The 24,791-nt window shown below is 58.2% G+C and carries 23 protein-coding genes and 1 pseudogene; 13 read left to right on the top strand and 11 right to left on the bottom strand.

Annotated elements, in window-relative coordinates:
• Positions 1-10: 10 nt before the first annotated feature.
• Both ACZZ0A_RS08285 and ACZZ0A_RS08280 read right to left on the bottom strand, forming a co-directional pair.
• Entirely contained in the window at positions 11-379 is a 369-nt protein-coding gene (locus ACZZ0A_RS08285; RefSeq protein WP_123374916.1) for a DUF427 domain-containing protein, read from the bottom strand.
• 809 nt (positions 380-1,188) lie between these two features.
• Positions 1,189-2,595, bottom strand: a complete 1,407-nt coding sequence (locus ACZZ0A_RS08280; protein ID WP_463542840.1) for a serralysin family metalloprotease — start codon at positions 2,593-2,595, stop codon at positions 1,189-1,191.
• A gap of 277 nt (positions 2,596-2,872) precedes the next feature.
• Between ACZZ0A_RS08280 and ACZZ0A_RS08275 the strand changes: the two genes are divergently transcribed.
• The 3 genes from ACZZ0A_RS08275 (at position 2,873) to ACZZ0A_RS08265 (ending at position 6,208) form a co-directional block, all read left to right on the top strand.
• On the top strand, positions 2,873-4,816 hold the full coding sequence (locus tag ACZZ0A_RS08275) for a DNA topoisomerase III (protein ID WP_463542839.1): 1,944 nt from the start codon (positions 2,873-2,875) through the stop codon (positions 4,814-4,816).
• A 48-nt stretch (positions 4,817-4,864) separates the two neighbouring features.
• Entirely contained in the window at positions 4,865-5,368 is a 504-nt protein-coding gene (locus ACZZ0A_RS08270; RefSeq protein ID WP_463542838.1) for a GNAT family N-acetyltransferase, read from the top strand.
• A gap of 510 nt (positions 5,369-5,878) precedes the next feature.
• Positions 5,879-6,208 carry a hypothetical protein gene (locus ACZZ0A_RS08265; protein ID WP_007910633.1) on the top strand — a complete coding sequence of 110 codons (330 nt, stop codon included), beginning with the start codon at positions 5,879-5,881 and terminating at the stop codon, positions 6,206-6,208.
• 257 nt (positions 6,209-6,465) lie between these two features.
• Here ACZZ0A_RS08265 and cynR read toward each other — a convergent pair whose 3' ends face one another.
• The gene (gene cynR, locus ACZZ0A_RS08260; protein WP_463542837.1) at positions 6,466-7,353 is read right to left on the bottom strand and encodes a transcriptional regulator CynR; all 888 of its coding nucleotides are present in this window, start codon (positions 7,351-7,353) and stop codon (positions 6,466-6,468) included.
• Between the two features lie 121 nt (positions 7,354-7,474).
• On the opposite strand from cynR, the gene cynS reads away from it, so the two are divergent.
• The 3 genes from cynS (at position 7,475) to ACZZ0A_RS08245 (ending at position 8,932) form a co-directional block, all read left to right on the top strand.
• Positions 7,475-7,942: a cyanase gene (gene cynS / locus ACZZ0A_RS08255; protein WP_463542836.1), complete on the top strand. Its 468-nt coding sequence runs from the start codon at positions 7,475-7,477 to the stop codon at positions 7,940-7,942.
• Positions 7,943-8,023: 81 nt separating this feature from the next.
• Entirely contained in the window at positions 8,024-8,260 is a 237-nt protein-coding gene (locus ACZZ0A_RS08250; protein ID WP_007910995.1) for a DUF2790 domain-containing protein, read from the top strand.
• Positions 8,261-8,272: 12 nt separating this feature from the next.
• Complete coding sequence (locus ACZZ0A_RS08245; RefSeq protein ID WP_463542835.1) at positions 8,273-8,932, top strand: carbonic anhydrase; 660 nt, start codon at positions 8,273-8,275, stop codon at positions 8,930-8,932.
• Between the two features lie 122 nt (positions 8,933-9,054).
• On the opposite strand, the gene ACZZ0A_RS08240 is transcribed toward ACZZ0A_RS08245, so the two are convergent.
• Positions 9,055-10,557, bottom strand: a complete 1,503-nt coding sequence (locus ACZZ0A_RS08240) for an aldehyde dehydrogenase family protein (RefSeq protein WP_463542834.1) — start codon at positions 10,555-10,557, stop codon at positions 9,055-9,057.
• Between the two features lie 199 nt (positions 10,558-10,756).
• Positions 10,757-11,665 carry a glutaminase B gene (glsB, locus tag ACZZ0A_RS08235; RefSeq protein WP_034152462.1) on the bottom strand — a complete coding sequence of 303 codons (909 nt, stop codon included), beginning with the start codon at positions 11,663-11,665 and terminating at the stop codon, positions 10,757-10,759.
• 138 nt (positions 11,666-11,803) lie between these two features.
• On the opposite strand from glsB, the gene ACZZ0A_RS08230 reads away from it, so the two are divergent.
• A complete protein-coding gene (locus ACZZ0A_RS08230; RefSeq protein WP_007911003.1) occupies positions 11,804-12,292 on the top strand; it encodes a GFA family protein in 489 nt (162 codons plus the stop codon).
• Positions 12,293-12,394: 102 nt separating this feature from the next.
• On the opposite strand, the gene ACZZ0A_RS08225 is transcribed toward ACZZ0A_RS08230, so the two are convergent.
• The 3 genes from ACZZ0A_RS08225 to ACZZ0A_RS08215 form a co-directional block, all read right to left on the bottom strand.
• Positions 12,395-13,681, bottom strand: coding sequence for an ATP-binding protein (locus tag ACZZ0A_RS08225; protein WP_463542833.1), 1,287 nt, complete (start codon positions 13,679-13,681; stop codon positions 12,395-12,397).
• Positions 13,682-14,389: a response regulator gene (locus tag ACZZ0A_RS08220; protein WP_095111551.1), complete on the bottom strand. Its 708-nt coding sequence runs from the start codon at positions 14,387-14,389 to the stop codon at positions 13,682-13,684. It lies immediately after the preceding gene.
• A gap of 245 nt (positions 14,390-14,634) precedes the next feature.
• On the bottom strand, positions 14,635-15,243 hold the full coding sequence (locus ACZZ0A_RS08215) for a MiaE family protein (protein WP_007911009.1): 609 nt from the start codon (positions 15,241-15,243) through the stop codon (positions 14,635-14,637).
• Positions 15,244-15,402: 159 nt separating this feature from the next.
• Here ACZZ0A_RS08215 and ACZZ0A_RS08210 point away from each other — a divergent pair, with 159 nt between their 5' ends.
• On the top strand, positions 15,403-16,266 hold the full coding sequence (locus ACZZ0A_RS08210; protein ID WP_463542832.1) for a universal stress protein: 864 nt from the start codon (positions 15,403-15,405) through the stop codon (positions 16,264-16,266).
• An 87-nt stretch (positions 16,267-16,353) separates the two neighbouring features.
• Here ACZZ0A_RS08210 and ACZZ0A_RS08205 read toward each other — a convergent pair whose 3' ends face one another.
• Positions 16,354-16,824, bottom strand: a complete 471-nt coding sequence (locus tag ACZZ0A_RS08205) for a DUF1289 domain-containing protein (protein WP_038366489.1) — start codon at positions 16,822-16,824, stop codon at positions 16,354-16,356.
• Between the two features lie 468 nt (positions 16,825-17,292).
• On the opposite strand from ACZZ0A_RS08205, the gene acnB reads away from it, so the two are divergent.
• On the top strand, positions 17,293-19,902 hold the full coding sequence (gene acnB, locus ACZZ0A_RS08200; RefSeq protein ID WP_463544080.1) for a bifunctional aconitate hydratase 2/2-methylisocitrate dehydratase: 2,610 nt from the start codon (positions 17,293-17,295) through the stop codon (positions 19,900-19,902).
• A gap of 231 nt (positions 19,903-20,133) precedes the next feature.
• On the opposite strand, the gene ACZZ0A_RS08195 is transcribed toward acnB, so the two are convergent.
• Together ACZZ0A_RS08195 and ACZZ0A_RS08190 are read right to left on the bottom strand one after the other, a co-directional pair.
• On the bottom strand, positions 20,134-21,414 hold the full coding sequence (locus tag ACZZ0A_RS08195; RefSeq protein WP_463542831.1) for an HAAAP family serine/threonine permease: 1,281 nt from the start codon (positions 21,412-21,414) through the stop codon (positions 20,134-20,136).
• Between the two features lie 486 nt (positions 21,415-21,900).
• Complete coding sequence (locus tag ACZZ0A_RS08190; protein WP_095111553.1) at positions 21,901-22,146, bottom strand: hypothetical protein; 246 nt, start codon at positions 22,144-22,146, stop codon at positions 21,901-21,903.
• A gap of 241 nt (positions 22,147-22,387) precedes the next feature.
• Here ACZZ0A_RS08190 and ACZZ0A_RS08185 point away from each other — a divergent pair, with 241 nt between their 5' ends.
• The 4 genes and pseudogenes from ACZZ0A_RS08185 (at position 22,388) to ACZZ0A_RS08170 (ending at position 24,786) form a co-directional block, all read left to right on the top strand.
• Positions 22,388-22,771, top strand: coding sequence for a tautomerase family protein (locus ACZZ0A_RS08185; RefSeq protein ID WP_007911017.1), 384 nt, complete (start codon positions 22,388-22,390; stop codon positions 22,769-22,771).
• Positions 22,772-22,989: 218 nt separating this feature from the next.
• Positions 22,990-23,514 (top strand): cysteine hydrolase family protein, encoded by a 525-nt coding sequence (locus ACZZ0A_RS08180; protein ID WP_463542830.1) that lies wholly within the window; start codon positions 22,990-22,992, stop codon positions 23,512-23,514.
• Between the two features lie 344 nt (positions 23,515-23,858).
• Positions 23,859-24,342: pseudogene (locus ACZZ0A_RS08175) on the top strand (DUF4822 domain-containing protein).
• Positions 24,343-24,357: 15 nt separating this feature from the next.
• The gene (locus tag ACZZ0A_RS08170; protein WP_463542829.1) at positions 24,358-24,786 is read left to right on the top strand and encodes a hypothetical protein; all 429 of its coding nucleotides are present in this window, start codon (positions 24,358-24,360) and stop codon (positions 24,784-24,786) included.
• Positions 24,787-24,791 lie beyond the last annotated feature (5 nt).

Genomic DNA, 24,791 nt, shown 5'->3' with positions numbered 1-24,791 from the left:
TTTTTTTTGCTCAGGCATCTGCCTTGATCACTTCGAACTTCACCTGATCCGGATAAAACGCCACGTAGTCGCGGATCGGTGCCACTGACACTTTCGGATTCTCGTAGGTCCACACCGCGTTCGCCCCTTCATGCCCCGGCACTTGCAGGCTGAAGTAATTGGCATCGCCCTTGTAAGGGCAGTAACTGGTGTGGTCGGTGCGGGCGAAATACTTTTCGTCGATGTCTTCGCGCGGGACGTAATAGACCGGCGGATAGTTGGCTTCGTTGAGAATCATGACGTGGGAAGAAGCGGCAACCTGGATGCCGTGGAATTTCACTATCAGGCAGCCGGAAAGTTGTTCGAGGGCAATGACGGGACTGGGACCGGGGCTTTTCATGGGTTTCTCCTGAATACGGCGAAGAGACCGGTTCAGGTATAGCCCATCGGTTCTGGTTAGGGTGGGTTTACAGCCGAACGGCCCATCAACCTCAAAAGCCCCTCACCCTAGCCCTCTCCCTGAGGGAGAGGGAACCGATTGGGGGATATTGGCGAACTTCACCGACTTGAACGATTGGCTTTGAATCCATAATCGACCCGATTTTTCAGGTCGATGTATGTCGCCAGAGAACTCGGTTGGTCTCCTCTCCCACCGGGAGAGAGAACCGATTGGGGATACTGGCGAGATTCACCGACTTGAACGATTGGCTTTGAATCCATAATCGACCCGATTTTTAAGGTCGATGTATGTCGCCAGAGAACTCGGTTAGTCTCCTCTCCCACTGGGAGAGAGAACCGATTGGGGATACTGGCGAGATTCACCGACTTGAACGATTGGCTTTGAATCCATAATCGACCCGATTTTTCAGGTCGATGTATGTCGCCAGAGAACTCGGTTAGTCTCCTCTCCCACTGGCAGAGAGAACCGATTGGGGATACTGGCGAGATTCACCGACTTGAACGACTGGCTTTGAATCCATAATCGACCCGATTTTTCAGGTCGATGTATGTCGCCAGACAACTCGGTTAGTCCCCTCTTCCACTCGGAGAGAGAACCGATTGGGGATACTGGCGAGATTCACCGACTTGAACGATTCGCTTTGAATCCATAATCGACTAGATTTTTCAGGTCGATGGATTTCGCCAGACAACTCGGTCAGTCCCCTCTCCCACTGGGAGAGGGTTAGGGTGAGGGCCGCTGCTCAGGCATCACGCAACGATATCAGTCGCCACCGCTTGCCCCACCACACCCACGGCAAAGTCCACCGAACCCTGCCCCGTCAGGTCAACCATCAGGCTGGTCTGATTGGTCTGCTCGAAGTAGGTCAGGATCGCATCGCCCGCATGCCCAGTGAAGCCGCTGACGAAGTTCAACGACGCCGCGCCCGTGGTAAAACCGGCGATCCCCGATAAGTCGATCTTGTCCAGGCCGCTGGTGAAATCCATGATCCAGTCCGGCGCAGTCATGGTCGAATCGCTGGCAGCACCGAACACAAAAGTGTCTGCACCTGCACCACCCCACAAGGTATCGCCACCGCCACCACCGTAAATGATGTCATTACCGGCACCGCCGACCAGTTCGTTGCCTACGGCGTTGCCGATCAGCAGGTCATTGCCTGAACCGCCGATGGCATTTTCCACGGTTACACCGTAAGCAATGGAAACGTTGCCCACCAGACCGCCAACATCGGAGAACGAGCCTTCATTGAGGTTGATCTTCTGGTTCTGGCTGAAGCCGGAGAAGTCCAGCGTGTCATTACCGCCGCCATCCCACACCGAGAAAACCACTTTGGAAGACGCCGAAGTGGCGCTGTAGAAATCGCGCTCGGCGTTGGAGTTGAAACCGTAGGTGGTGTCATCGGCGCGGGTCGCGTAGTTGGCGCCATACAGTTTTTGCACCGCGACGATATCGTCCAGCAATGGCGCCGAAGCATACGCACCGCTGCCGTCCTTGCTGAAGTTCTGCTCGGTGTTGGCTTCGCTCCAGTAGCTCATCAGGCTGTAGCCGCGAGTGTCTTCGGCGTACTTGGCGTCGTTGTAGGTCGGGTTGCCGTTGCCGGCGTTGTAGGCCCCGGGGTGCGACAGGCCGAGGGTGTGGCCGATCTCGTGGGTCAGGGTCTGGCGCCCGTAGTTGTTGGTGTCCGGGGTTTTGTTGACCTGATACTGATCGTTGATCAGGTACCACGACTGGCCGTCATAGCTGCCGCCGCTCGGCAGGTAAGCGAAGGCCGCACCACCGGTGCTGACATCGTAGTTGCCGAAAGTCATGTGGCCATCGCCGCCCTTGCCTTCAGTGAACGTGACATTGGCGACGTCAGCCCAGGATTGCATGGCCAGCACGGCCTGAGCTTTTTGCTGGGCGCTGAATTCGCTGAAGTTGCCCAGTTTGACGTTGTAGTTCGCCGGTTTCTCGGTCAGGAAGGTATAGCTGAGGTCGATCTTGCCGTCAGCGTTCTTGTCGCCCCACGACAGGCCTTTACGCAGGATTTCATCCGCAGCCTGATCGGCAGTGAATGAAGGTTTGCCATTGACCAGCCCGACGCCACGGTCATACAGGTGGCTGAACGTATTGATTTCGTCGAAGGCGCTGCTGGTTTTCGATTTGGCTTGAGCCATGATGGACTTCCTTGTTTCTGAGTAGTCAGTGTCGACAGACCACGGCGATCTTCTGGCGAGATCGTCCTGTCACTCGCGTGTTTGAATCGGCGAAAAACCTGACACAGGCGCCAGCCGGGCGCTAATCAATTTCTCGATAGCCCGGCCTGCGTCCCGGTATTACCCGTCACGTGCTGCAATGTTTTTTATCTGTATATCCATACAGATAAAAGTTGCCCCTGAGGCCAAGTCCGGCCATTCTGTGCACCTGTTCGGACCTTGATCGACGATGGTGGTTATGCGGCTGTACCTCTGTGAAAAACCCTCCCAGGCCAAAGACATTGCGGCCGTGCTCGGCGCCAAACGTCGGGGCGACGGCTGCTGGCTGGGAACGGACGTCACGGTGACCTGGTGCATCGGCCACTTGCTCGAAACGGCCCCGCCGGATGCCTATGACGCTCGCTACAAGCGCTGGGTGCTGGCTGATCTGCCGATCATTCCGGACAAGTGGAAAATGACCGTCAAGCCGCGCACGGCCAGCCAGTACAAAGCGGTCAAGCGCCTGCTGGGTGAAGCCAGCGAACTGATCATCGCCACTGACGCCGACCGTGAGGGCGAGATGATCGCCCGGGAACTGGTCGAGCACTGTCGTTATCGCGGGCCGATCCGCCGTTTGTGGCTGTCGGCGCTGGATGAAGCATCGATCCGCAAGGCCTTGGCCGCTTTGAAACCGGGAGCCGAGACGTTCAGCCTGTATCACTCGGCGCTGGGCCGCTCGCGGGCGGATTGGCTGATCGGCATGAACATGAGTCGGCTGTTCACACTGCTGGGGCGTCAATCGGGTTATCAAGGGGTGTTGCCGGTGGGTCGCGTGCAGACGCCGACCTTGCGCCTGGTGGTGGATCGCGACCGCAGCATCGCCGATTTCGTGCCGGTGCCGTTCTGGGCGATCGATGTCGATCTGCTGCACAACGGCACACCGTTTACCGCACAGTGGCGCGCGCCGCCGGATGCCTGTGACGATCAGGATCGCTGCCTCAATCAGGCGTTGGCCCAGCAAGCCGCGGATGCGATCAGCAGCGCTGCCAGTGCGCGGGTGGTCAAGCTGAAAACCGAGCGCATGCGTGAAGTGGCGCCCCTGCCCTTCGATCTCGGCACCTTGCAGGAAGTCTGCTCGAAGAAACTTGGCCTCGGCGCTCAGGAAACCCTCGACATCGCCCAGGCGCTCTACGAAACCTACAAGGTCATCACTTACCCGCGCAGCGATTGCGGCTACTTGCCGCTGAGCCAGCACAGCGAGGCACCGGGGATTCTCGCCGCGTTGCGTCAGGCCGATCCGGGTCTTGAAGCGCTCAAGGGGTTTCTGGAGCCACAACGCAAATCCCGCGCGTGGAACGACGCCAAGGTCAGCGCTCACCACGGCATTATTCCCACCGCAGCGGCGAAAAATCTTGAACGCCTGACCGGCAAACACCGCGCGGTCTACACCCTGATTCGCGCACGCTATCTGGCGCAGTTCCTGCCCAATCATGAATACGATCGCACCCAGGCCGATTTCGATTGCGCCGGTGAGGCATTGCGCGCGGTCGGCAAGCAAATCATCGAACCAGGCTGGAAGCGTGCTCTGCCCGAAGCGCTGGCAGCGGCGAAGGGCCGCGAGGCACCCGCACCGCAAACCTTGCCGGCCCTGAGCAAGGGGGGCGAATGCGCCATCGCCGCAGTGAAGCTCAAGGATCTGTGGACGCAACCGCCCAAGCCCTACACCGAGGGCGATCTGATCAAGGCGATGAAAAACGTCGCCAAACTGGTCGAGGATCCGCTGCTCAAACAGAAGCTCAAGGACACCACTGGTATCGGCACCGAAGCCACCCGCGCCTCGATCATTCAGGGTTTGATTGACCGTGGCTATCTGGTGAAAAACGGCAAGGCCCTCGCTGCTACGCCGGCGGCGTTCAGCCTGATCGACGCGGTGCCACGGGCGATTGCCGACCCCGGCACCACGGCGATCTGGGAGCAGGCGCTGGACATGGTGCAAAGCGGTGAAATGAGTCTGGAAGACTTCGTCACCAAACAAGCGGCGTGGATGAGCAAGCAAGTGACGCGCTGCTCCAGCCTCAGCCTGACCATCAGCGGCCCGCCGCCGGCCGGTAAAGCCGCAGCACCGTGGAAGAAGAAACGCAAATCGACCCGCAGCAAAACCACAGGCACAACCAAGCGCACGCCGAAACCAGCTGCCAAATAAAACCCGCTAGTGTTTCTGCAAGGCTCAGCACTTTCAGGAACCCGGCGTATGGCCAATATCGAACTGCACCCAGCCCAGCGCGATGAGCTGGAAATCATCGAAAACCTCATGCAGTTCTACATGTACGACTTCAGCGAATGGCTGCCGCTAAAGCTCGCTGCGCATGGTTTCTTCTCCATCCAGCCGAAAATCGACTACTGGCGCCACCCGGCTACCCAACCATTTCTGATTCAGGTCGACGGCGAACTGGCCGGTTTCGTGACCGTCGATAACGAAACCCACGTCGCCGGCGCCGAACACAACATTGGCTACTTCTTCATCGCACGACGCTTTCGTGGCCAAGGCGTCGCGCAGTTTGTCGTCTCTGCCCTCTTGAGCCAGATCCCCGGTCAATGGCAGATTTTCCACATCGACGCCAACCTGCCGGCGCAGCGCTTCTGGGCCAGGCTGATTCCGTTATTGAGCGACGGCCACTTCACCCTGCAGCAGCGCGAAGTAGACGGTTATCCGTGCACCTTCTACGTGCTGCGCACGCCTTTTTCCGCTGCCTGAACGGATTCTTTCTCATTCCAAAACAGCTTTGTCCGACAATATGTAGTGAGCAAAAATAATCACTACAAAACCGTTGACGGCATCGTTTTGCTTTTGCATGATGAAGACGTTCCCCGATCGGGAACATCGGTAACACGCTTGAGCAAACTCGTCTGACCGCCGAGTTGTTTTTTCCGGATACACGCTGCCCACAAGGCAGATTGAAGAAGCTGACCTGGCCTGAACGTCCAGTACAAGGACGAGAAGCGCTGGCGAAAATTCTCAAGACGCTTGTGGTCGACACGGTAAATGTCGTCAAGGAGCCTCCCGGTTTTCGCTGCTTCTCCTCGTTGTGACGCTATTGCGTAGCAGTTATTCAACACGACTACATGCAACAGATGCACGACCCCGTACTTCACACGGGCGAGCGCTGACGTCCTGGTTTCGGTGCCAGGGATCAACTAACCGATGGGCTACCTGTATTAGCGAATCAACTTTGAAAGATCACCAGACTGGTCAAGGGGCAAAATCATGAATCTGAACAATCAACCTACTATCGAAGAACTGGCTCGTATGTTCGCTGCGCAGAAAGACAGCCACGACAGCCATATTCTCTGGATCAGCAAGTCGGGGCAGGTGCATATCGACTGCCTGGCGACCCATGCTGACGAAGACGAGTTCGACCGCAATCATCAGAACCTGCTGGCCCGCCTGAAGATGTACCGCCGTGGCCACGGTTATGTTGGCAAGAAGGCTGCGGCCGACAAGGACTTCATCGGTAATGTTCTGCAAACGCTGAAACAGGCGTGGGATTCGATGCAGAACAACAATGAAGTTCGGGTGATTGATCGGTTCTGCTGAGTTAGTCATTAAATAATTGAAAGGCCTGCCTCCTTAAAGGAAGCAGGCCTTTTTTTGTTCGCTTGCATTGATTTGGCGTGACTGGAATTGTAGCCCCTCACCCCAGCCCTCTCCCGAGGGAGAGGGAGCCGATCGAGTTGTATAAAGTCATCCTTTAACCCGGAACACCGAGTTGATTATGGATTCAGCAAAACACTCTCAGGTCGGCGTATTACTCCAACATCCCTCAGTCAGTCCCCTCTCCCACTGGGAGAGGGTTAGGGTGAGGGGCTTCCCATGTCCAACACCAATTCTACAAACGCCACCGCCGCCGCACTGTGATAATTATTGCGCCGCCGCAACAACGCCGCTCCACGCTCCGGCGCATCACCTTCAACCCGCAACCGGCGCAACGCCCGATCCTCCGTCGCAATCGCCTGCGGCAACATTGTCGCCAGCGGCGAAAAACGCACCACTTCCAGCAACGTACTCACCGAATTCACCTCGATCCGCACCTGCGGCGTAATCCCGTGTTGGCGAAAATACTCATCCACCGATAACCGCGTGATGAAGTCCGGCGCCAACAAGGCGAAATCCAATGAAGCGATATCCTCCGGTGTCAGCACCGCCACACTGTCATACAGCGGATGCTCCCGCCCAACCATGATCCCCAGCGTTTCGGTAAACGCCGGAATACATTCGATATCGACGTTACGCACCGGCGTAAACGCAATCGCAATATCCAGCGAGTCATCCGCCAGCCCCGCCTCGATGTCGTCCATCGACAGCTCAAAAATCTGCAGATGAATCCCCGGATATCGCGCCGCAAAATCGCGCACCAACGGCCCGACCAGATACGCCATGAACGTCGGCGTCATCGCCAGACGCAACGTCCCGCGAGACAAATCCTTCACGTCATGCAACGCGCGCTTGCCCGCCTCCAGCTCTACCAGCACCCGCCGCGCGCATTCGATGTAGGCCTCGCCGGCATCGGTGGGTTTGACCGTACGCGAAGTGCGATCAAACAAGCTCACCCGAAGGGTTTCCTCCAATTGGCGAATCTGCTGCGACAGGGTCGGCTGCGACACATGCAATGCCTCGGCAGCACGGGTGAAGCCGCCGTGATCGGCAACGGCCAGCAGATAACGCAGATGTCGCAGCAGCATGGGAAACACCATCTATAGGCAGGGCTTATGCCAAGCATTGTATATCGGTCTTGGACGCTATGGATCAATCAGCAGAAGATCAATCCCACACAGCAAGCCAACCCCTGAAAGGAGTGACACCATGCAACAGTCCCACGTCTACAACGACACCAGCCTGGCCCTGACTACCCGCATTCTCGATGCCAAGGCACGCAAAGATCTGTCGTGGCAGGCTCTCGCTGACGACACCGGTCTGAGCCTGGCGTACGTCACCGCCGCCCTGCTCGGCCAGCACCCGCTGCCGGAAAACGCCGCCCAAGTGGTCGGTGACAAGCTCGAACTGAGCGCTGAAGACGTCGCGGCGATGCAGATCATCCCGCTGCGTGGCAGCCTCAGCGGTGTGCCGACCGACCCGACCATCTACCGCTTCCACGAGATGATCCAGATCTACGGCACCACCCTTAAAGCGCTGGTTCACGAACAGTTCGGCGACGGCATCATCAGCGCGATCAACTTCAAACTCGACATCAAGAAAGTCGAAGACCCGGAAGGCGGTTCCCGCGCCGTGGTCACCCTCGACGGCAAGTTCCTGCCCCTGCGTCCGTTCTGATCCGCACCGGCCCGCACCCTGCGTGCGGGCCAACACACCTCAAATGGCTACCCGTCACCAAACACATCTGGAGGCTGCCCCATGCAAAAAATTCTGTTGATTCTGGCCCTGCTCGGCGGCATTTGCGCCCAGGCATCTGCCGCTGACGAGGCCGTTGCCTACCGCTACGGCATGCAACTGGACATCGCCCACGTGCTGAGCATTACCCCGGTTGCCGATGTGTGTGGCGTGGTGCCGGTGGAGATGACGTATCTGGACAGCAGCGGCGGCAAACACATTCTTCAATACAGCGAATTCGGCAGCGGTTGCTCGAACTGAGAGGACAACACCATGAAAAACCTGATTGATGGCTTCCTGAAATTCCAGAACGAAGCGTTTCCACAACGCACCGAACTGTTCAAACACCTGGCGACCACGCAACAGCCCGGCACCTTGTTCATCACCTGTTCTGACAGCCGTGTCGTGCCGGAATTACTGACCCAGCAAGAACCTGGCGAGCTGTTCGTGATCCGCAATGCCGGTAATATCGTGCCGTCCTACAGCCCGCATCCGGGCGGGGTTTCGGCGACGGTGGAGTACGCGGTGGCGGTGCTTGGGGTGACCGACATTGTGATCTGCGGGCATTCTGACTGCGGCGCGATGACCGCGATCGCCAAGTGTAAATGCATGGATCACCTGCCCGCCGTCAGCGGCTGGTTGCAGCATGCCGAGTCGGCGAAAGTGGTTAACGAGTCGCGGCCGCATGCCAATGACGCGGCGAAATTGAGTTCGATGGTGCGCGAGAACGTGATCGCGCAACTGGCGAACATTCAGACCCACCCGAGCGTGCGTCTGGCACAGGAGAAAGGTCTGCTGAACCTGCACGGCTGGGTGTATGACATCGAGACGGGCTCGATCGATGCTCTGTCCTCGGACCGCCGCACGTTTGTGCCGCTGGCCGAGCAACCGGCGACTTGCGCGATCCATGCACAAACCACCCTTGCTGCCTGAGCAACTGATCGTTCCCACGCTCTGCGTGGGAATGCCTCTGGGGACGCTATGCGTCCAGTGACGCGGAGCATTACGGGCTGCGTTCCCACGCTGGAGCGTGGGAACGATCACTGACTACGAGATCAGCGTTTTACGGTGAGGTCGATCTGGCTCATCCGGCTACGAACAGTGAATACGCCATCCCCTGAAAGAATCGCACTGCGCGCAAACAAGCGCCCGCTCTCCCAGTTCGAAAGGCCTAGCTCCGGCTTGTTCAACGCATATTGCCCATCGACCCAACGGGTAATGCCATTGCCCACGAACGGAGCGTTGACCGCGTTGTAAAAGCGCTCCTGCACCTGCGCATCCTCACTGATCAACGACACAGTGAACTGCGGGCTGTAGCGGTTGAACAAGGCGATCGCCTGATCCAGATCGTCAACGATCATCAGGCTGACTTCCGGGGTTTCTTCCCATTCCCACTCGCGGCCCAACTCGGACTCTGCCAAGGGTTCTGCCAGTGCTTCGGTCTGATAACCCTCGGCGCGATAAACCTCGACCGTCGCGTTCTGCCACTCACTCGGCAAGCAGCCTTCGCTACCTTCGACGATATGCAATTTGCAGCCCTGGCCACGCGCAGTACCGGCCTGTTGCAGCGCGTCGAGAAACAACGGTACCAATTCCGCCGCGCGATCACGCTGGATCAGGCACACGTTGAGCGTGTTGCAGACTTTGCGGTCCAGCGAGTTGCGCACCACCGCGGCAAAGCGATTGGCGTCCGCTGCACGATCGGCGATCAACCACGCGCCACCCGTGCCATGCAGGCTGACGGCGGTGCCGGCTTGCTGGGCAATGCTGCCCAACTGACTGACCGCACGACCCGAACCGCGCGCCACGGCCAACGACAAACGCCGATCAGCGAACATCGCCCAACCGGCGGCATGATTGACACTTTCCACCAACGACACCGCACCGGCCGGCAGACCGGCGTCGGCCAGCGCCGGGTTCAAGGCATGAGTGACGATGGCTTGCGCGGTGCCCAAGGCATCGCTGCCGATGCGCAGCACAGCGGTGTTGCCGGTGCGCAAGACACCGGCGGCGTCGGCGAACACGTTAGGGCGTCCTTCGAAGACAAACGCGACGATGCCCAATGGCGAGACAACCTGTTCAACCTTCCAGCCGTCGTGCTCGACGCTGCTGATGACTTTGCCGCGCGTGGCGGCGGCATCACGCCAGGCGCGCAGGCCGGCGATCATGTCGCGACGCATGCGCTCATCAGCGAGCAGCCGGGTGGTGGAGCGGCCGCGCGCTTTGGCCCTTTCGATGTCGGCGAGGTTGGCGGTTTCGATGTGCGCCCAGCACGCCGGGGTTTCCAGTCGTTGCGCAAACAGGTCGAAAAACTGGCTGATGGCCTCATCGGACACCGCCGACAGCGCGGTGAATGCCGCTGCCGCACGCTCGATCGCCACGGACGCTGCTTGTTGATCGGCCACGGGGATCAACAACAGCTCGCCACTGACCTGCTCCACCAGCAGGTGGTCACCGGGTTGAAAGCGCGCGGCCAGTTCGGGGCTGACCACGGTGACGCGGTTACCAGCGAAAGGGATCGGCGTGCCAGCGACTAGACGTTCGAGCGCGAGAGACATGAAGCGGATTCACCATGCAGGGAGCGGCCGGAAAATGTAGCGGATTACTCGATGAAATACACCTCTTCAAACACTTAAGAAACCTGTGGGAGCTGGCTTGCCAGCGATAGCGGTGGTTCAGTCAATTTATAGTGACTGACAGGCCCTCATCGCTGGCAAGCCTGCTCCCACAGGGTTTTGTGGTGTCTGTGTGATCGGATCAGAACACCGACCAGCCAATCCGCGAACTGAGCATCTCCAGCGCCGCCATCCCCGCCAGCGAATTCCCCGCAGCATTCAACTCCGGCGACCACACGCACACCGTGAACTGCCCCGGCACCACGGCAACAATCCCGCCACCGACGCCGCTCTTGCCCGGCAAGCCGACGCGGTAAGCGAAGTTACCCGCTTCGTCATACAGCCCGCTGGTGGCCATGATCGAGTTGACCTGCTGGGTCTGCCGACGCGTGAGGATCTGTTCGCCGCTGTGTTTGCAGAAACCGTCGTTGGCCAGAAAGCAGAACGCCCGCGCCAGATCGATGCAGTTCATGCGCAACGCGCAGTGACTGAAATAGCTGCGCAGCACCGCTTCGACATCGTTGTGAAAATTGCCGAACGACTGCATCAGATACGCCATCGCTGCATTGCGCGCGCGGTGCTGGTATTCCGAGTCGGCGACTTTGCCGTCGATCATGATCTGCGGATTGCCCGACAGTCGGCGGACGAAATCGCGCATCGACAGGGTTGGTGCGGCAAAGCGCGACTGGTTGATATCGCAGATCACCAGCGCACCGGCGTTGATGAACGGATTGCGCGGCCGACCGCGCTCGAATTCCAGCTGCACCAGCGAGTTGAACGGTTGCCCGGACGGCTCGTGACCGAGGCGTTCCCAGATCGCTTCGCCGGAATGATCGATCGCCTGCACCAGGCTGAACACCTTGGAAATACTCTGCACCGAGAACGGCGTCTCGGCGTCACCGGCGCAATACATCTCGCCGTCGTTGCCGTACACGGCGATGCCCAGCTGATTGGCCGGCACGGTGCCGAGGGCGGGAATGTAGTCAGCCACCTTGCCCTGCCCGATCAACGGGCGGACAGCGTCAAGAATCTCGTTCAACAGCGCTTGCATGCCGGGTTCCGAAGTCTCGCCCCATGGGATTGCGGGGACACTGGGGCTAGACGCTGCGCCCGCCCGTCGAATCACACCGGCCACCATCGCACTGAATGTTCTAGGCTCAACCGCACATTCAAAAACGGGAGAGCAACCATGCAGCTCGAAGGCTCCTGCCATTGCGGCGAGGTCACGTTCAGTCTCACCAGCGCCCACCCCTACCCTTATCAACGCTGCTATTGCTCGATCTGTCGCAAGACTCAGGGCGGCGGCGGTTATGCGATCAACCTCGGCGGCGACGCGACCAGCCTCAAGGTGCGCGGGCGCAAACACATCAGCGTCTATCACGCGAAGATGAAGGACGCTGACGACCAGCGCGCCCATCGCAGCACCGCTGAACGGCATTTCTGTTCACTGTGCGGCAGCGGCTTGTGGCTGTTCAGCCCGGAGTGGCCAGAGCTGATTCACCCGTTCGCCTCGGCCATCGACACACCGCTGCCGGTGCCGCCGGAGCACACACATCTGATGCTCGGTTCGAAAGCGCCTTGGGTAGAAGTAGACGCTAAATCGAAAGACAAACAGTTCGACGTCTACCCCGAAGAATCCATCGCCCAGTGGCATGAACGCCTCGGTTTGACCCGCTGAACCGTGCCCCCTGTAGGAGTGAGCCTGCTCGCGATAGCGGTGGATCAGACACACCCATGCTGACTGACCCGAGGCTTTCGCGAGCAGGCACAAGCCACAGAACTAATCCAGATGCGCCCAGGTCATCCGGAACGACGCTCCACCCCAGGGAGAATCACCCACCTCTACATGGCCGCCATGGGATTGCGACACCCTTCGCACCAACGCCAGGCCCAAACCAAACCCGCCGGTGCGGCGATCCCGGCTGGCATCCAGCCGCGAAAACGGCTCAAAGATCTTCTCTCGCCCGTGCACCGGCACTCCCGGTCCATCGTCGTTGACCCGCACTTCGTAATAATCGCCGGTGCGCACCAGCGACACTTCAACGCGTTGCTCGGCATAGCGAATCGCGTTGCGCAGCAGATTGATCACCGCCCGCGCCATGAATCGCGGCTCAATGCGCACGGTGTCGAGCCGGCAATCACCGATCAGCAACTGTACTCCCGCTGCTTCGGCCTCCAGCGCCACGCTGCCAACCACGCTATCAAGCCAATTGGCAGCCTGGATGTTTTCGCGCTTGATCACCGTCGCGCCACGTTCAAGGCTGGCGTAGGTGAGCAATTCGGAAACCATCTCCTCCAGTTCACCAAGGTCTGCGTACATGTCGGCAATCAGCTCGCGGTTCTGGCTGGCGTCCGGCTGCTGCTTGAGTTGATCAAGTTCAAACGACAGCCGCGCGATCGGCGTGCGCAATTCGTGGGACACGGCATTGGTCAGTTCACGCTGGTTAGCGATCAACCCTTCAATGCGTGCAGCCATCAGATTGAAGTGCTCGGCCAGATCGCGGATGTTCGAGCGTTTCGACAGTTGAATGCGCACCGACAGATCGTTGTCGCCGAAACGCTCGGCAGCCAGGCGCAGTTTCTCCAGATCGCGCCAGTGTGGACGTACCCAGAAAAACAGCACGATGCCGATCAGCACGGCGATCATCAGGTAGGCAGCGGCGATGTAGAACGGCATCAGGCTCGGCTCGGCCGGCAAGCGGATGCTGAGCAACTGCGGCCCCTCATCAATCGCGGAAATGTACTGGTTGTACTGGTCGCGGATCACCAGCAGCCCTTTGGCCAGTTCGGCTTTTTCCTCGTCGCTCAGGGCCAGTTCAGTGGTATCGACCAGCGTCAGCCCCAAACCGTAATGCGGGCGGATCGTTTCCAGTTGCTTTTCCCGGGCGGTGCCGTCGAGGTCACGCAACTGCTGGCCCAATGTCCATGCCTGGCCGCGCACGGCCTCACGGTTGTAGTCCTGCATCTGATAATCGAGCAAGGCATCAAAGGTGCGCTCGACCGTCTGCAAGGCCAGCACCAGACCCAACGTCATGACCAGAAACAGCCCGAGAAATAACCGCAGCATCTACAACTCCCACGCGAACGGATTGAACAGATAACCCTTGCCCCACACGGTTTTGATGCACATCGGCTCGCGGGGATTGTCTTTGAGTTTGTTGCGTAATTTGCTGATGTACACGTCGACGCTGCGGTTGAGGCCGTCGAAGGCAATCCCGCGCATGCGATTGAGGATGTCGTCGCGCGACAGCACTTTGCCGGCGGCGCTGGCCAGCAACCACAGCAGCTCGAATTCCATGGTGGTCATTTCGATGACCTCGCCCGCCAGCCGCACTTCACGGCAACTGCGGTCAACGCTCAACTGGCCAAACTCCATATAACTCACCACGTTGCTGTCCGGCACCTGCCGCCGTTGCAACGCGCGCAGCCGGGCCAGCAACACCGGTGGCTTGATTGGTTTGATTACGTAATCATCGGCGCCGGACTCCAGACCGAGGATATGGTCGAGATCGTCTTCCTTGGCCGTCAGGATCACGATCGGCGTGTCCGACACGCTGCGAATCTCGCGGCATACGTGCAGACCGCTCTGCCCCGGCAGCATCAGGTCGAGCACCACGACTTTCGGCTTGAATTCCAGAAAGGCAGCCACGGCCAGGTCTCCACGATGCACCGTACGCACCTCGTAGCCGTGTTGTTCGAGAAAGTGGGCGATCAACGCCGCCAGACGCTCATCGTCTTCCACCAACAGGACTTTGCCAAAACCCAGGTTATCCATAACGCCCGTCTGCCGCCCTTGTGTGAAGTGGTCGGCATTATGGCGGCTTTCATGGCGCAGGCGTTTGTTTCAGGCAGCAAAAACCGGCCGCTTGGGCCGGTTTTCGGTGATGTTTCATACTCTTAAGAGTTTTTAACATTCATGCACTGATCGCTACATCTGTAGGAGCTGCCGAAGGCTGCGATCTTTTGATCCGGCTTCGTCAAAAGCAAAAGATCGCAGCCTTCGGCAACTCCTACACGGAGTCATGCGGTGGCCGGCACACCGCTGTGGAAGCGGAATTCTTCGTCCGGCGACTCGATCAGTTCCTGCTCGGCGGCGCGGACTTTCTCGATGACCTGAGCAATATCCTTCGCATCGCCGTACTGATAGGCCAGTTTCAGATAACCCTGAAAATGCCGCGCCTCGCTTTTCAGCAGGCCAAAGTAAAACTTGCCGAGTTCTTCGTCCAAATGCGGCACCAGGGCTTCGAACCGCTCGCAACTGCGCGCTTCGATAAACGCGCCGACCACCAGCGTATCCACCAGTTTCACCGGCTCATGGCTGCGCACCACCTTACGCAAGCTCGAGGCGTAACGACCGGCGTGGAGCTGGCGCAGTTCGATCTTGCGCCGCTTCATGATGCGCATGACCTGCTCGTGGTGCACCAGTTCTTCCCGGGCCAGACGCGACATCATGTTGATCAGGTCGACGTGGGAATGGTACTTGGCAATCAGGCTCAGGGCGGTGCTGGCAGCCTTGAACTCGCAGTTCTTGTGGTCGATCAGCAGGGTTTCCTGATCGGCCAGGGCGGCCTGAACCCAGGCGTCGGGGGTGCGGCAGCCAAGGAATTCGTGGATTTCGGGAAGGATCATGGGGCTCACGGTAAAAGGTGTTCGAGCGAAGGGCGCCGATTATACCGGCCTGTCCGCAGACCACCAGCGGCTGGCGTTGATATGCATCAAGTCGCACACGATCGAGCAGCAACTATAGTTGTGCAACGCCGTGCCTTTTCTTTGCTGGAGACTCCGCTCATGCAAGCCATTCGCAGCATTCTGGTGGTCATCGAACCCGAACATTCGGAAAGCCTGGCGCTCAAGCGCGCCAAGTTGATCGCCGGCGTAACCCAGGCCCACCTGCACCTGTTGGTGTGCGACAGGAAACACGACCACGCCGGCATGCTTGGCGTACTCAAGGCTGCGCTGGTGGCCGACGGCTACAGCGTGACCACCGAACAGGCATGGAATGAAAGCCTGCACGAAACCATCATCGATGTGCAGCAGGCCGAGGGTTGCGGGCTGGTGATCAAGCAGCATTTCCCCGACAGCTCACTGAAAAAAGCCCTGCTGACCCCGGCGGACTGGAAGCTCTTGCGCCACTGCCCTACCCCGGTGTTGCTGGTGAAAACCGCAGGTTCCTGGAAGGACAAAGTGATTCTGGCGGCGGTGGACGTGGGCAATGCCGATGGCGAACACCGGCATTTGCACACGACGATCATTGATCATGGCTACGACATTGCCAGTCTGGCCAAGGCGCATCTGCACGTCATCGCTGCGCACCCATCGCCGATGCTGTCGGCGGCGGACCCGACGCTGCAACTGAGTGAAACGATCGAGGCGCGTTATCGCGAGCAATGCCGGGCGTTTCAGGAGGAATTCGATGTCGATGATGAACATCTGCACATCGAGGAAGGCCCGGCGGATGTGTTGATCCCGTTTATGGCGCACAAGCTGCAGGCGGCGGTGACCGTGATCGGCACGGTGGCGCGTACCGGGTTGTCCGGGGCATTGATCGGCAATACGGCGGAAGTTGTGCTCGATGCACTGGAGAGCGATGTGCTGGTGCTCAAACCGCAGGAGGTTGAAGATCATCTGGTGGAGTTGGCGGTGAAGCATTAAAGATCAAAAGATCGCAGCCTTCGGCAGCTCCTACAGGTAGAACGCATTCCCATGTAGGAGCTGCGGCACGCTGCGATCTTTTGACCTTCAGGCGCCAAAGGCGTCTTTGAGGAATCCGGGGGCGATGTAGCGCTGATAGTGCGCTTCCGACAGCAGGAAGAATTCCCGATCAATGGCATCACGCAATTCCGGCAGGTTCCAGTCGCGAAACTCCGGCAGCAACACCATCCCGTAGGCTTCCAGATTAATGATCACCCGCGCGCCACGGGCGATCAGCTGATACGCCCAACAATACTCCGACTGATGCGGCACGAAGCGGATCTTGCGCTGTTCCAGCTGCTCGCGCAGGCGCGCCGAATCGAAAATCTCGACCTTGCCCGCCATCACTTGTGACAGCAATTGCTCCAGACGCAGCCACACTGCACGCTTTTCCTCCTCGTTGTACCCATTCCAGTGGATCACTTCGTGGTGGAAACGCTTGCAGCCACGGCACACCAGATCACCGTAAACAGTGGAGCAGAGGCCGACGCAGGGGGTCTTGATGGTCTGATTGGGCATAAGATAGGCAAAACACTGAAACGCGGAACAGGTCGGCATGTTAGCCCTTTGTCGGGCATTGATCACCCCTCAAACATCAGGGTCACAGCCGCGCGCGGCATTTGCCCCGGCCACGCGCATTGCCACGAAAGTCCAATAGAGCGCGACTTACCTTTAAATTTTTTTTGCCGTAGAATCAGCCAGCCTTTTAAGGCGCCAATGTCCGTTAGAAGCTGTTTTCAAAGCGTCACGAGCACAGTCGTTCCTTCAGAGCGGTGTTGGCGAGGGATTTTTCCAGCGGGGAAAAATCCACCGCCAACCCTCATCAGCTCCCCGTTCTGCAGGCGTAAAACTTTGAAAGCAGCTTCTGTAAGGAATTGCCGGTAATTCTGGCCGAACGACCCACAACGTCGTGAGGAGCATGAGTACGGCAATTTCGGGATGAGCGTCCCGGACACCCATTTGGGACCACTGATGAGGGTAATAACTGTGCTTGAAGCCTACCGCAAACATATCGAAGAGCGTGCAGCCCTGGGTATCGTTCCCCAGCCGCTTAACGCCGAACAAACAGCAGGCATGGTCGAGCTGCTGAAAAACCCTCCGGCTGGCGAAGAAGAATTTCTCGTTGACCTGATCACCAATCGCATTCCACCAGGCGTGGACGAAGCGGCCTATGTCAAAGCCGGCTTCCTGTCTGCACTGGCCAAGGGCGAAGTTTCCTCCCCTCTGCTGGACAAAAAGCGCGCTGTAGAACTGCTCGGCACCATGCAGGGCGGCTACAACATCGTGACCCTGGTTGACCTGCTGGACGACGCCGAACTGGCGCCAGTCGCTGCCGCGCAACTCAAGCACACCCTGCTGATGTTCGATGCGTTCCACGACGTGGCGGAAAAAGCCAAGAACGGCAACGCTCACGCTAAAGCCGTGCTGCAATCCTGGGCTGACGGCGAGTGGTTCAAGAACCGTCCGACCCTGGCCGACAAGATCAGCCTGCGCGTCTTCAAGGTTACCGGCGAAACCAACACCGACGACCTGTCCCCTGCTCCAGATGCCTGGTCGCGTCCAGACATCCCGCTGCACGCCCTGGCCATGCTGAAAATGGCCCGTGACGGCATCGTTCCTGATCAGCAGGGCGCCATCGGCCCGATGAAGCAGATCGAAGAAATGCGCGGTCAAGGCTTCCCGATCGCCTACGTCGGTGACGTGGTCGGTACCGGTTCCTCGCGTAAATCGGCGACCAACTCGGTACTGTGGTTCTTCGGCGACGACGTTCCTTACGTGCCGAACAAGCGCGCTGGCGGTTTCTGCTTCGGCAGCAAAATCGCTCCGATCTTCTACAACACCATGGAAGATGCCGGCGCACTGCCAATCGAGTTCGACGTTTCCAACATGAACATGGGCGACGTGATCGACCTGTACCCGCATGCTGGCAAAGTCTGCAAACACGGCACCGACGAAGTCCTGACCACCTTCGAAATGAAAACCCCGGTGCTGTTGGACGAAGTCCGTGCCGGCGGCCGTATCCCGTTGATCATCGGCCGTGGCCTGACCGAGAAGGCTCGCGCCGAACTGGGTCTGCCTCCGTTCGATCTGTTCAAGAAGCCGGAAGCTCCAGCTGAAAGCACCAAGGGTTTCACCCTGGCGCAGAAAATGGTTGGTAAAGCTTGCGGTCTGGCAGAAGGCCAAGGCGTTCGTCCTGGCACCTACTGCGAACCGAAGATGACCACCGTAGGTTCTCAGGACACCACCGGTCCAATGACCCGTGACGAACTGAAAGACCTGGCGTGCCTGGGCTTCTCCGCTGATCTGGTGATGCAGTCCTTCTGCCACACCGCGGCGTATCCGAAGCCGATCGACGTGACCACCCACCACACCCTGCCTGACTTCATCATGACCCGCGGCGGCGTTTCCCTGCGTCCGGGCGACGGCATCATCCACTCGTGGCTGAACCGCATGCTGCTGCCAGACACCGTCGGTACCGGTGGTGACTCGCACACCCGTTTCCCGATGGGCATTTCGTTCCCGGCCGGTTCCGGTCTGGTTGCGTTTGCTGCGGCCACCGGCGTTATGCCGCTGGACATGCCGGAATCGATCCTGGTGCGCTTCAAAGGCAAAATGAAACCTGGCATCACCCTGCGTGACCTGGTTCATGCGATTCCTTACTTCGCTATCCAGAACGGCCTGCTGACCGTCGAGAAGAAAGGCAAGAAAAACGCCTTCTCCGGCCGCATCCTGGAAATCGAAGGTCTGGAAGGTCTGACCCTGGAGCAGGCGTTCGAACTGTCCGACGCCTCGGCCGAACGTTCGGCTGCCGGTTGCACCATCAAGCTGTCGAAAGAATCGATCACCGAGTACCTGAACTCCAACATCACCCTGCTGCGCTGGATGATCGGCGAAGGCTACGGCGATGCTCGTACTCTGGAACGTCGTGCTCAAGCGATGGAAGCCTGGGTGGCCAACCCGGAACTGATGGAAGCCGATGCCGACGCCGAATACGCCGAAGTCATCGAAATCGATCTGGCCGACATCAGCGAGCCGGTACTGTGCGCGCCGAACGACCCGGACGATGCCCGTCTGCTGTCCAGCGTTGCTGGCGAGAAGATCGACGAAGTGTTCATCGGTTCGTGCATGACCAACATCGGTCACTTCCGCGCTGCCGGTAAGTTGCTGGATCAGGTCAAAGGTCAGCTGCCAACCCGTCTGTGGCTGTCGCCGCCGACCAAGATGGACGCTCACCAACTGACCGAAGAAGGCTACTACGGCATCTACGGCAAGGCTGGCGCACGCATGGAAATGCCAGGCTGCTCGCTGTGCATGGGTAACCAGGCACGCGTTGAGCCGAACAGCACCGTGGTGTCGACATCGACCCGTAACTTCCCGAACCGTCTGGGCGACGGCGCGAACGTCTACCTGGCTTCGGCTGAGCTGGCGTCCGTTGCTTCGATCCTGGGTCGCCTGCCGACCGTCGAGGAGTACATGGAATACGCTGGCAAGATCGACAGCATGGCGGCCGATATCTACCGCTACCTGTCCTTCGACCAGATCGCCGAGTTCCGTGAAGCTGCTGCGAACGCCAACATCCCGGTCGTTCAAGCCTAACGCTGCAACGCAATGAAAAACGCCGCCCATCGTCAGATGAGCGGCGTTTTTTTATGCCTGATGGAGGGTGGTTGTCTGTTCGGGCCTCATCGCTGGCAAGCCAGCGATGGCGGAGTGTCAGTCGACATCGTTGCCAATGACTCACCCCTTTCGCGAGCAAGCTCAGCTCCCGAGCCAAAAAAAACCGCTGTGCCCGGGCAGGCACAGCGGTTTTTATCGATTGAAGCCGTGTTACATCGTCAGCTTGTAAACCAGTGCCGAAATCGCTACCAGACCTACCGCCGTCACAAACACGTTAGACGCCTGACCACGATAGCGTGCCATCGCCGGAACCTTGCGAATCGCATACATCGGCATCAGGAACAGAATCGCCGCGATTACCGGGCCGCCTACAGTTTCGATCATGCCCAGAATGCTCGGGTTCAGCGTCGCGATGATCCAGCAGATCACTAGCATGAACGCCGCCACGATACGATCCAGTGCCTTGGCGCTCGGACGCTTGCCGCTCTTCACGATCAAGCCTTTCAGGCCCTCACTGGCACCGATGTAGTGACCGAGGAACGATTTGGAGATCGCCACGAACGCAATCAGCGGCGCCGCAAAGGCGATGGTCGGGTTGCTGAAATGGTTGGCCAGATAAGACAGGATCGACAGATTCTGCTCTTTGGCTTCCGCCAATTGCTCTGGCGACAACGTCAGTACGCAACTGAACACGAAGAACAGCACCATCAGCACCATCAACGCGTGTGCGCGGGACAGAATCTGCGAGCTGCGCTCTTCAGCGTGGACGCCGTAACGACGCTTCTGATCGACTGCAAACGCCGAGATGATCGGCGAATGGTTGAACGAGAACACCATCACCGGAATTGCCAGCCACAGCGTGTGCAGCAACGCAGACGGTGCCGGCACGTGCGAAGCGGTGGCGAGGATGCCGCCGTTCCAGTGCGGAATCAAATAAATGGCGAGAAACAACAGCGCGACAATAAATGGATAGACCATCAGGCTCATGGCCTTGACGATCGCCTGCTCGCCACAACGTACCACCGCCAGCAAGCCGAGGATCAGCACGAACGACAGCAGCGCGCGCGGTGGCGGTGTGATGTGCAGTTGATGCTCGAGGAAACTGGCGACCGTGTTGGTCAGGCCGACGCTGTAAATCAGCAGGATCGGGAAAATGGCGAAGAAGTACAGCAGCGTGATCAGCGCACCGGCCTTGATGCCGAAATGCTGCTCGACCACTTCAGTGATGTCGGCGCCTTCGCGACCGGAAAGCACAAAGCGGGTCAGGCCACGGTGGGCGTAGAACGTCATCGGGAACGCCAACAGCGCAAGGATCACCAGCGGCCAGAAACCACCCAGCCCTGCGTTGATCGGCAAAAACAGTGTGCCGGCGCCGATGGCCGTCCCAAACAGTCCCAACATCCAGGTGGTGTCCTGGCGATTCCAGCTCGAAAGTTCAGCGGGTGCTGCTGCATCAAAGCGCTCTTCGACGCTATTGGCCTGATCATTCATCCGGTCGGATCTCCGCATTCCGGTCACTTGCCACTCGGTCAGGACGCGTCGGAAAAAACCGACAGACATGCTCCGGCCGAAACAGGGGCGCGATTCTCCGTGATAAATGAGCAGAAGCAAAGACTTAGCTGAGGAATGGTTGTGCGGAGCAGATCAGCGGGATGTCGTTTTCGGATTAATAGCTGTCGCCCCCAGCTAAGTTGAATGTCGCTTTTAGCGCGCATCCAAGCTAAGCGGTCTCTGGAAAACACTTCAGATCGAACGAAGCACTATCGTCCCGATGGTGATGACGACCAGCGCAAATATTGCCCCCATACTGAACCTGAATAATTCTGAGCGAATCTCAGCCGGGGACAGACCTCTGGCCTCTTCAGCGAACTCGGCGTCCTCTCGTCGAAGTCGTTCAGCTCTGGCTTTAGGGTCCTCTATGTACATGTTTATTGTCCTTTGCGAGGTCACGAGACCAATCTGTTATGTAAACCGTTGTTAAGCATCCGGAACGCTTGAACACAAGCAATGATGTGTGAAGCGCTTCATTTGGAGCTTGGTCAATATCCCGAATACAGCTGTAATCGCAGTCAGCAGCCCCGTGCCTACCGCTACCGGGTACCAGAACCTTTCTCGCTTTAATTTGTTTTCCTCAGCCATAAGCTTGCGCCTCTCGACAATGAGCTTGCGTGATTCGTTTTCTAGTCTTTCGAGTTCCAGATTTTCCCGATCATTCTGAAGCATGCGCCTTCCTTGGCTATTGGCAGCCGTTACCTTGGCTGCTTTGTACCCTCATGATTTCGCATTGATCACCTGCCGGGTAGCGGACGAGTCTGGCGGTTTCGTAGGCAAAATCCGTGAGTAAAGTAGGCAGCCTCATACAGTGACTTTTAAGGAACTGCGTCGATTTCAAGCCCCCAATCCTTTCAATTTGCCCCACATGATCTAGCGTGAGATGAGTCCCCTGCCCTGCGGAGCCTTCCCCATGCCACTGGTTCGTGTCGACATCAGACATAACCCCGACCCCACTTTCGCCAAACGCATCGGCGAGCAGATCTACGCGGCCCTGCGCAGTTGTATCGATGTGCCCGAGCACGACAACTTCCAGATCCTCACCGAGCATGATGACCAACACCTCGTCTACGACCCGCAGTATCTGGGGATCCAGCGCAGCGATGGCGTGGTGTTCATTCAAATCACCATCAGCGAAGGGCGCACGGTGGAGAAAAAGCAGTTGCTGTTCAAAACCATCGCCGAAAGCCTGCACACACAATTGGCGGTGCGCCTGGAAGACGTGTTCATCAATCTGGTCGAGGTAAAAAAAGAGAACTGGTCATTCGGCAATGGCGTCGCGCAGTACGTCACTTGACCCGCTCATTGACAGCCCGTTATCAGCGCCAGCATGATCGGCCCATGAACATTCGCGCGCTGCAACTCACCCGTACCACCACGACCGCCACCGGCGGGTCGTGGTGTTTCTGTCTGAGGTGACCCCAGCGCAGCAAACCCAAGGCCCCGCCAGCAATGGACGGGGCCTTGTTGTTTCTCCCGTCCGTGCGGCATCTGCAGCACCCAAGGAGAAACACCATGCCCGCAGCACTGTTGATCATCGATATGCAGGTCGGTCTGTTCCACGGACCGGAAAAGCCCTATCAGGGCGAACGGATTCTGGCCAACATCCGGCGCCTGGTCGCTCAGGCCCGCGCGACTCAAGTGCCGATCTTCGCCGTGCGCCACACCGGCCCGGATGGTTCACCGATTGCCGCTGGCAGTCCATTCTGGCAATTGTTGCCAGCGCTTGAACTGGACGCTGACATCGACACCCTCTGCGACAAATCCCGCCCCGATGCTTTCCATGGCACTGACCTCGCACAGCAACTCAAAGCCGCACAGGTAGAAGACCTCTATGTGGTCGGCATGAAAAGCCAGTTCTGCATCGACAGCACCTGTCGCCGCGCTGCCGATCTGGGCTTCAGACCACTGCTGGTCAGCGACGCCCACACCTGCATGGACACTGCTGCGCTATCGGCCGAAGCGATCATCAACCATCACAACGCCACCCTCGGTGCCGCTTTCGCACGGTTAATCGACAGTGCTGAAGTGAAGTTCTAAGGAAGCCTCCCGAAATAGACGCAACTTCACTTGCTGCGGTTGCGTCAACCAGACATTTGTTACGGCATCCCTTGTCCTACAGCTTCGTGTAATCAGTTAATGACGCCAGCGACGTTAACCACAGAAAACGCCAACAAACAAACCAATCAACCAACAAACTTTCAGAATAATCCTACAAGTTAAACAGCCACAAATACTCATAACAAAATATTACTTAAAACCGAATATCAGCCATTTGTTACAAACAACTACCCAGCCATTGAACAATATTCCATGGCAGGTCTATATTTTTATCGCTCCGAATTCGAAGACTAATAATTGAAGTGTGATCAAGAGGACACAGCATGCACAAGAACATGATGACCGGCCTGTTGTTGGCCGCACTGCTTGCGCCGCTCGCCAGCGCCAACGCCGATGTCCGCGAGCTGGCTTCTTCGCCACGATGGCTGACCACCAAGGTCTATATCGACGGCGCCCCTGAAACCGACGTCAAAGCGAAGTACCCCGGCGTCGTTGGTATATCGACGTGGGATCCCGAGCGCAATCGATACGAATTCTTTTACACCGATACAGGCGAATCAAAGTACAACAATGGCGGTGGCGGGTATTTCTTTGTCACCGGCGATCAGCAACAGCACATTCTTGTGCCGGATATCGAGCCCGACCAAAACATGGGTCAGGCGTTTGGAAACACTGAACAAACGTGAGTTCACTTATTCTCGGGAAGTCCCTCGCGACATGGTCGACAACAATCCTCTTGTGCGCATTCATGTCGTTCACGCGCCCTATACCGGAACGATAGAAACCAAGTCCGCCATCAAACAATAAAACCAGGAGTTCGCTATGCAAAAGTCAATTAAAACCCTGCTGATGTCGACGTTACTGATTTCTTCTGTCTATTGCGCCGGGGTCAGCGCACAAGCTACCACCCAGCCCGCAAAAAATGCCGTCGCCACCGCCGACAACGCGATGATGCTGACCGTGTTTCTGAAACATGATCAAACCCGACCGTTAAGTGAACTAAAGGCTCAGCTTGCGCAACAGGGTTTCCATAAAACGTTCCCCCCGGCCGGAGTCGAGGTGGTGAGCTGGAACATCATGATGGGGATCGGCCAGGTCGTGACCGTGCGCTTTCCTGTCTCGCGTCTGGCGGAAGTTAACCTGGCGCTGGAAAACACCGCATGGGGCAGTTACCGCACCGAGTTCTATCCGACCTACGATATCAAGCCGCTCGCGATGGCTGAGCAAGCCAAAGCCCAAGCCGCCCAATGATGCCG

It is taken from the genome of Pseudomonas sp. AC242 (assembly GCF_979258655.1).
The sequence above is the reverse complement of the archived record's forward strand: the minus strand, read 5'-3'. Positions and strand labels throughout refer to the sequence as shown.

Excerpts from the sequence above, each read along its gene's own strand:
- ACZZ0A_RS08195 (WP_463542831.1), bottom strand. The coding sequence starts at position 21,414 with ATGAATGATCAGGCCAATAGCGTCGAAGAGCGCTTTGATGCAGCAGCA.
- ACZZ0A_RS08170 (WP_463542829.1), top strand. The coding sequence starts at position 24,358 with ATGCAAAAGTCAATTAAAACCCTGCTGATGTCGACGTTACTGATTTCT.
- ACZZ0A_RS08270 (WP_463542838.1), top strand. The coding sequence starts at position 4,865 with ATGGCCAATATCGAACTGCACCCAGCCCAGCGCGATGAGCTGGAAATC.
- ACZZ0A_RS08230 (WP_007911003.1), top strand. The coding sequence starts at position 11,804 with ATGCAGCTCGAAGGCTCCTGCCATTGCGGCGAGGTCACGTTCAGTCTC.
- ACZZ0A_RS08190 (WP_095111553.1), bottom strand. The coding sequence starts at position 22,146 with ATGCTTCAGAATGATCGGGAAAATCTGGAACTCGAAAGACTAGAAAAC.
- ACZZ0A_RS08220 (WP_095111551.1), bottom strand. The coding sequence starts at position 14,389 with ATGGATAACCTGGGTTTTGGCAAAGTCCTGTTGGTGGAAGACGATGAG.
- ACZZ0A_RS08245 (WP_463542835.1), top strand. The coding sequence starts at position 8,273 with ATGAAAAACCTGATTGATGGCTTCCTGAAATTCCAGAACGAAGCGTTT.
- cynR (WP_463542837.1), bottom strand. The coding sequence starts at position 7,353 with ATGCTGCTGCGACATCTGCGTTATCTGCTGGCCGTTGCCGATCACGGC.
- ACZZ0A_RS08205 (WP_038366489.1), bottom strand. The coding sequence starts at position 16,824 with ATGCCCAATCAGACCATCAAGACCCCCTGCGTCGGCCTCTGCTCCACT.
- ACZZ0A_RS08215 (WP_007911009.1), bottom strand. The coding sequence starts at position 15,243 with ATGATCCTTCCCGAAATCCACGAATTCCTTGGCTGCCGCACCCCCGAC.
- ACZZ0A_RS08180 (WP_463542830.1), top strand. The coding sequence starts at position 22,990 with ATGCCCGCAGCACTGTTGATCATCGATATGCAGGTCGGTCTGTTCCAC.
- ACZZ0A_RS08225 (WP_463542833.1), bottom strand. The coding sequence starts at position 13,681 with ATGCTGCGGTTATTTCTCGGGCTGTTTCTGGTCATGACGTTGGGTCTG.
- ACZZ0A_RS08210 (WP_463542832.1), top strand. The coding sequence starts at position 15,403 with ATGCAAGCCATTCGCAGCATTCTGGTGGTCATCGAACCCGAACATTCG.
- ACZZ0A_RS08185 (WP_007911017.1), top strand. The coding sequence starts at position 22,388 with ATGCCACTGGTTCGTGTCGACATCAGACATAACCCCGACCCCACTTTC.
- ACZZ0A_RS08250 (WP_007910995.1), top strand. The coding sequence starts at position 8,024 with ATGCAAAAAATTCTGTTGATTCTGGCCCTGCTCGGCGGCATTTGCGCC.
- ACZZ0A_RS08280 (WP_463542840.1), bottom strand. The coding sequence starts at position 2,595 with ATGGCTCAAGCCAAATCGAAAACCAGCAGCGCCTTCGACGAAATCAAT.
- ACZZ0A_RS08240 (WP_463542834.1), bottom strand. The coding sequence starts at position 10,557 with ATGTCTCTCGCGCTCGAACGTCTAGTCGCTGGCACGCCGATCCCTTTC.
- ACZZ0A_RS08285 (WP_123374916.1), bottom strand. The coding sequence starts at position 379 with ATGAAAAGCCCCGGTCCCAGTCCCGTCATTGCCCTCGAACAACTTTCC.
- ACZZ0A_RS08265 (WP_007910633.1), top strand. The coding sequence starts at position 5,879 with ATGAATCTGAACAATCAACCTACTATCGAAGAACTGGCTCGTATGTTC.
- ACZZ0A_RS08275 (WP_463542839.1), top strand. The coding sequence starts at position 2,873 with ATGCGGCTGTACCTCTGTGAAAAACCCTCCCAGGCCAAAGACATTGCG.
- glsB (WP_034152462.1), bottom strand. The coding sequence starts at position 11,665 with ATGCAAGCGCTGTTGAACGAGATTCTTGACGCTGTCCGCCCGTTGATC.
- cynS (WP_463542836.1), top strand. The coding sequence starts at position 7,475 with ATGCAACAGTCCCACGTCTACAACGACACCAGCCTGGCCCTGACTACC.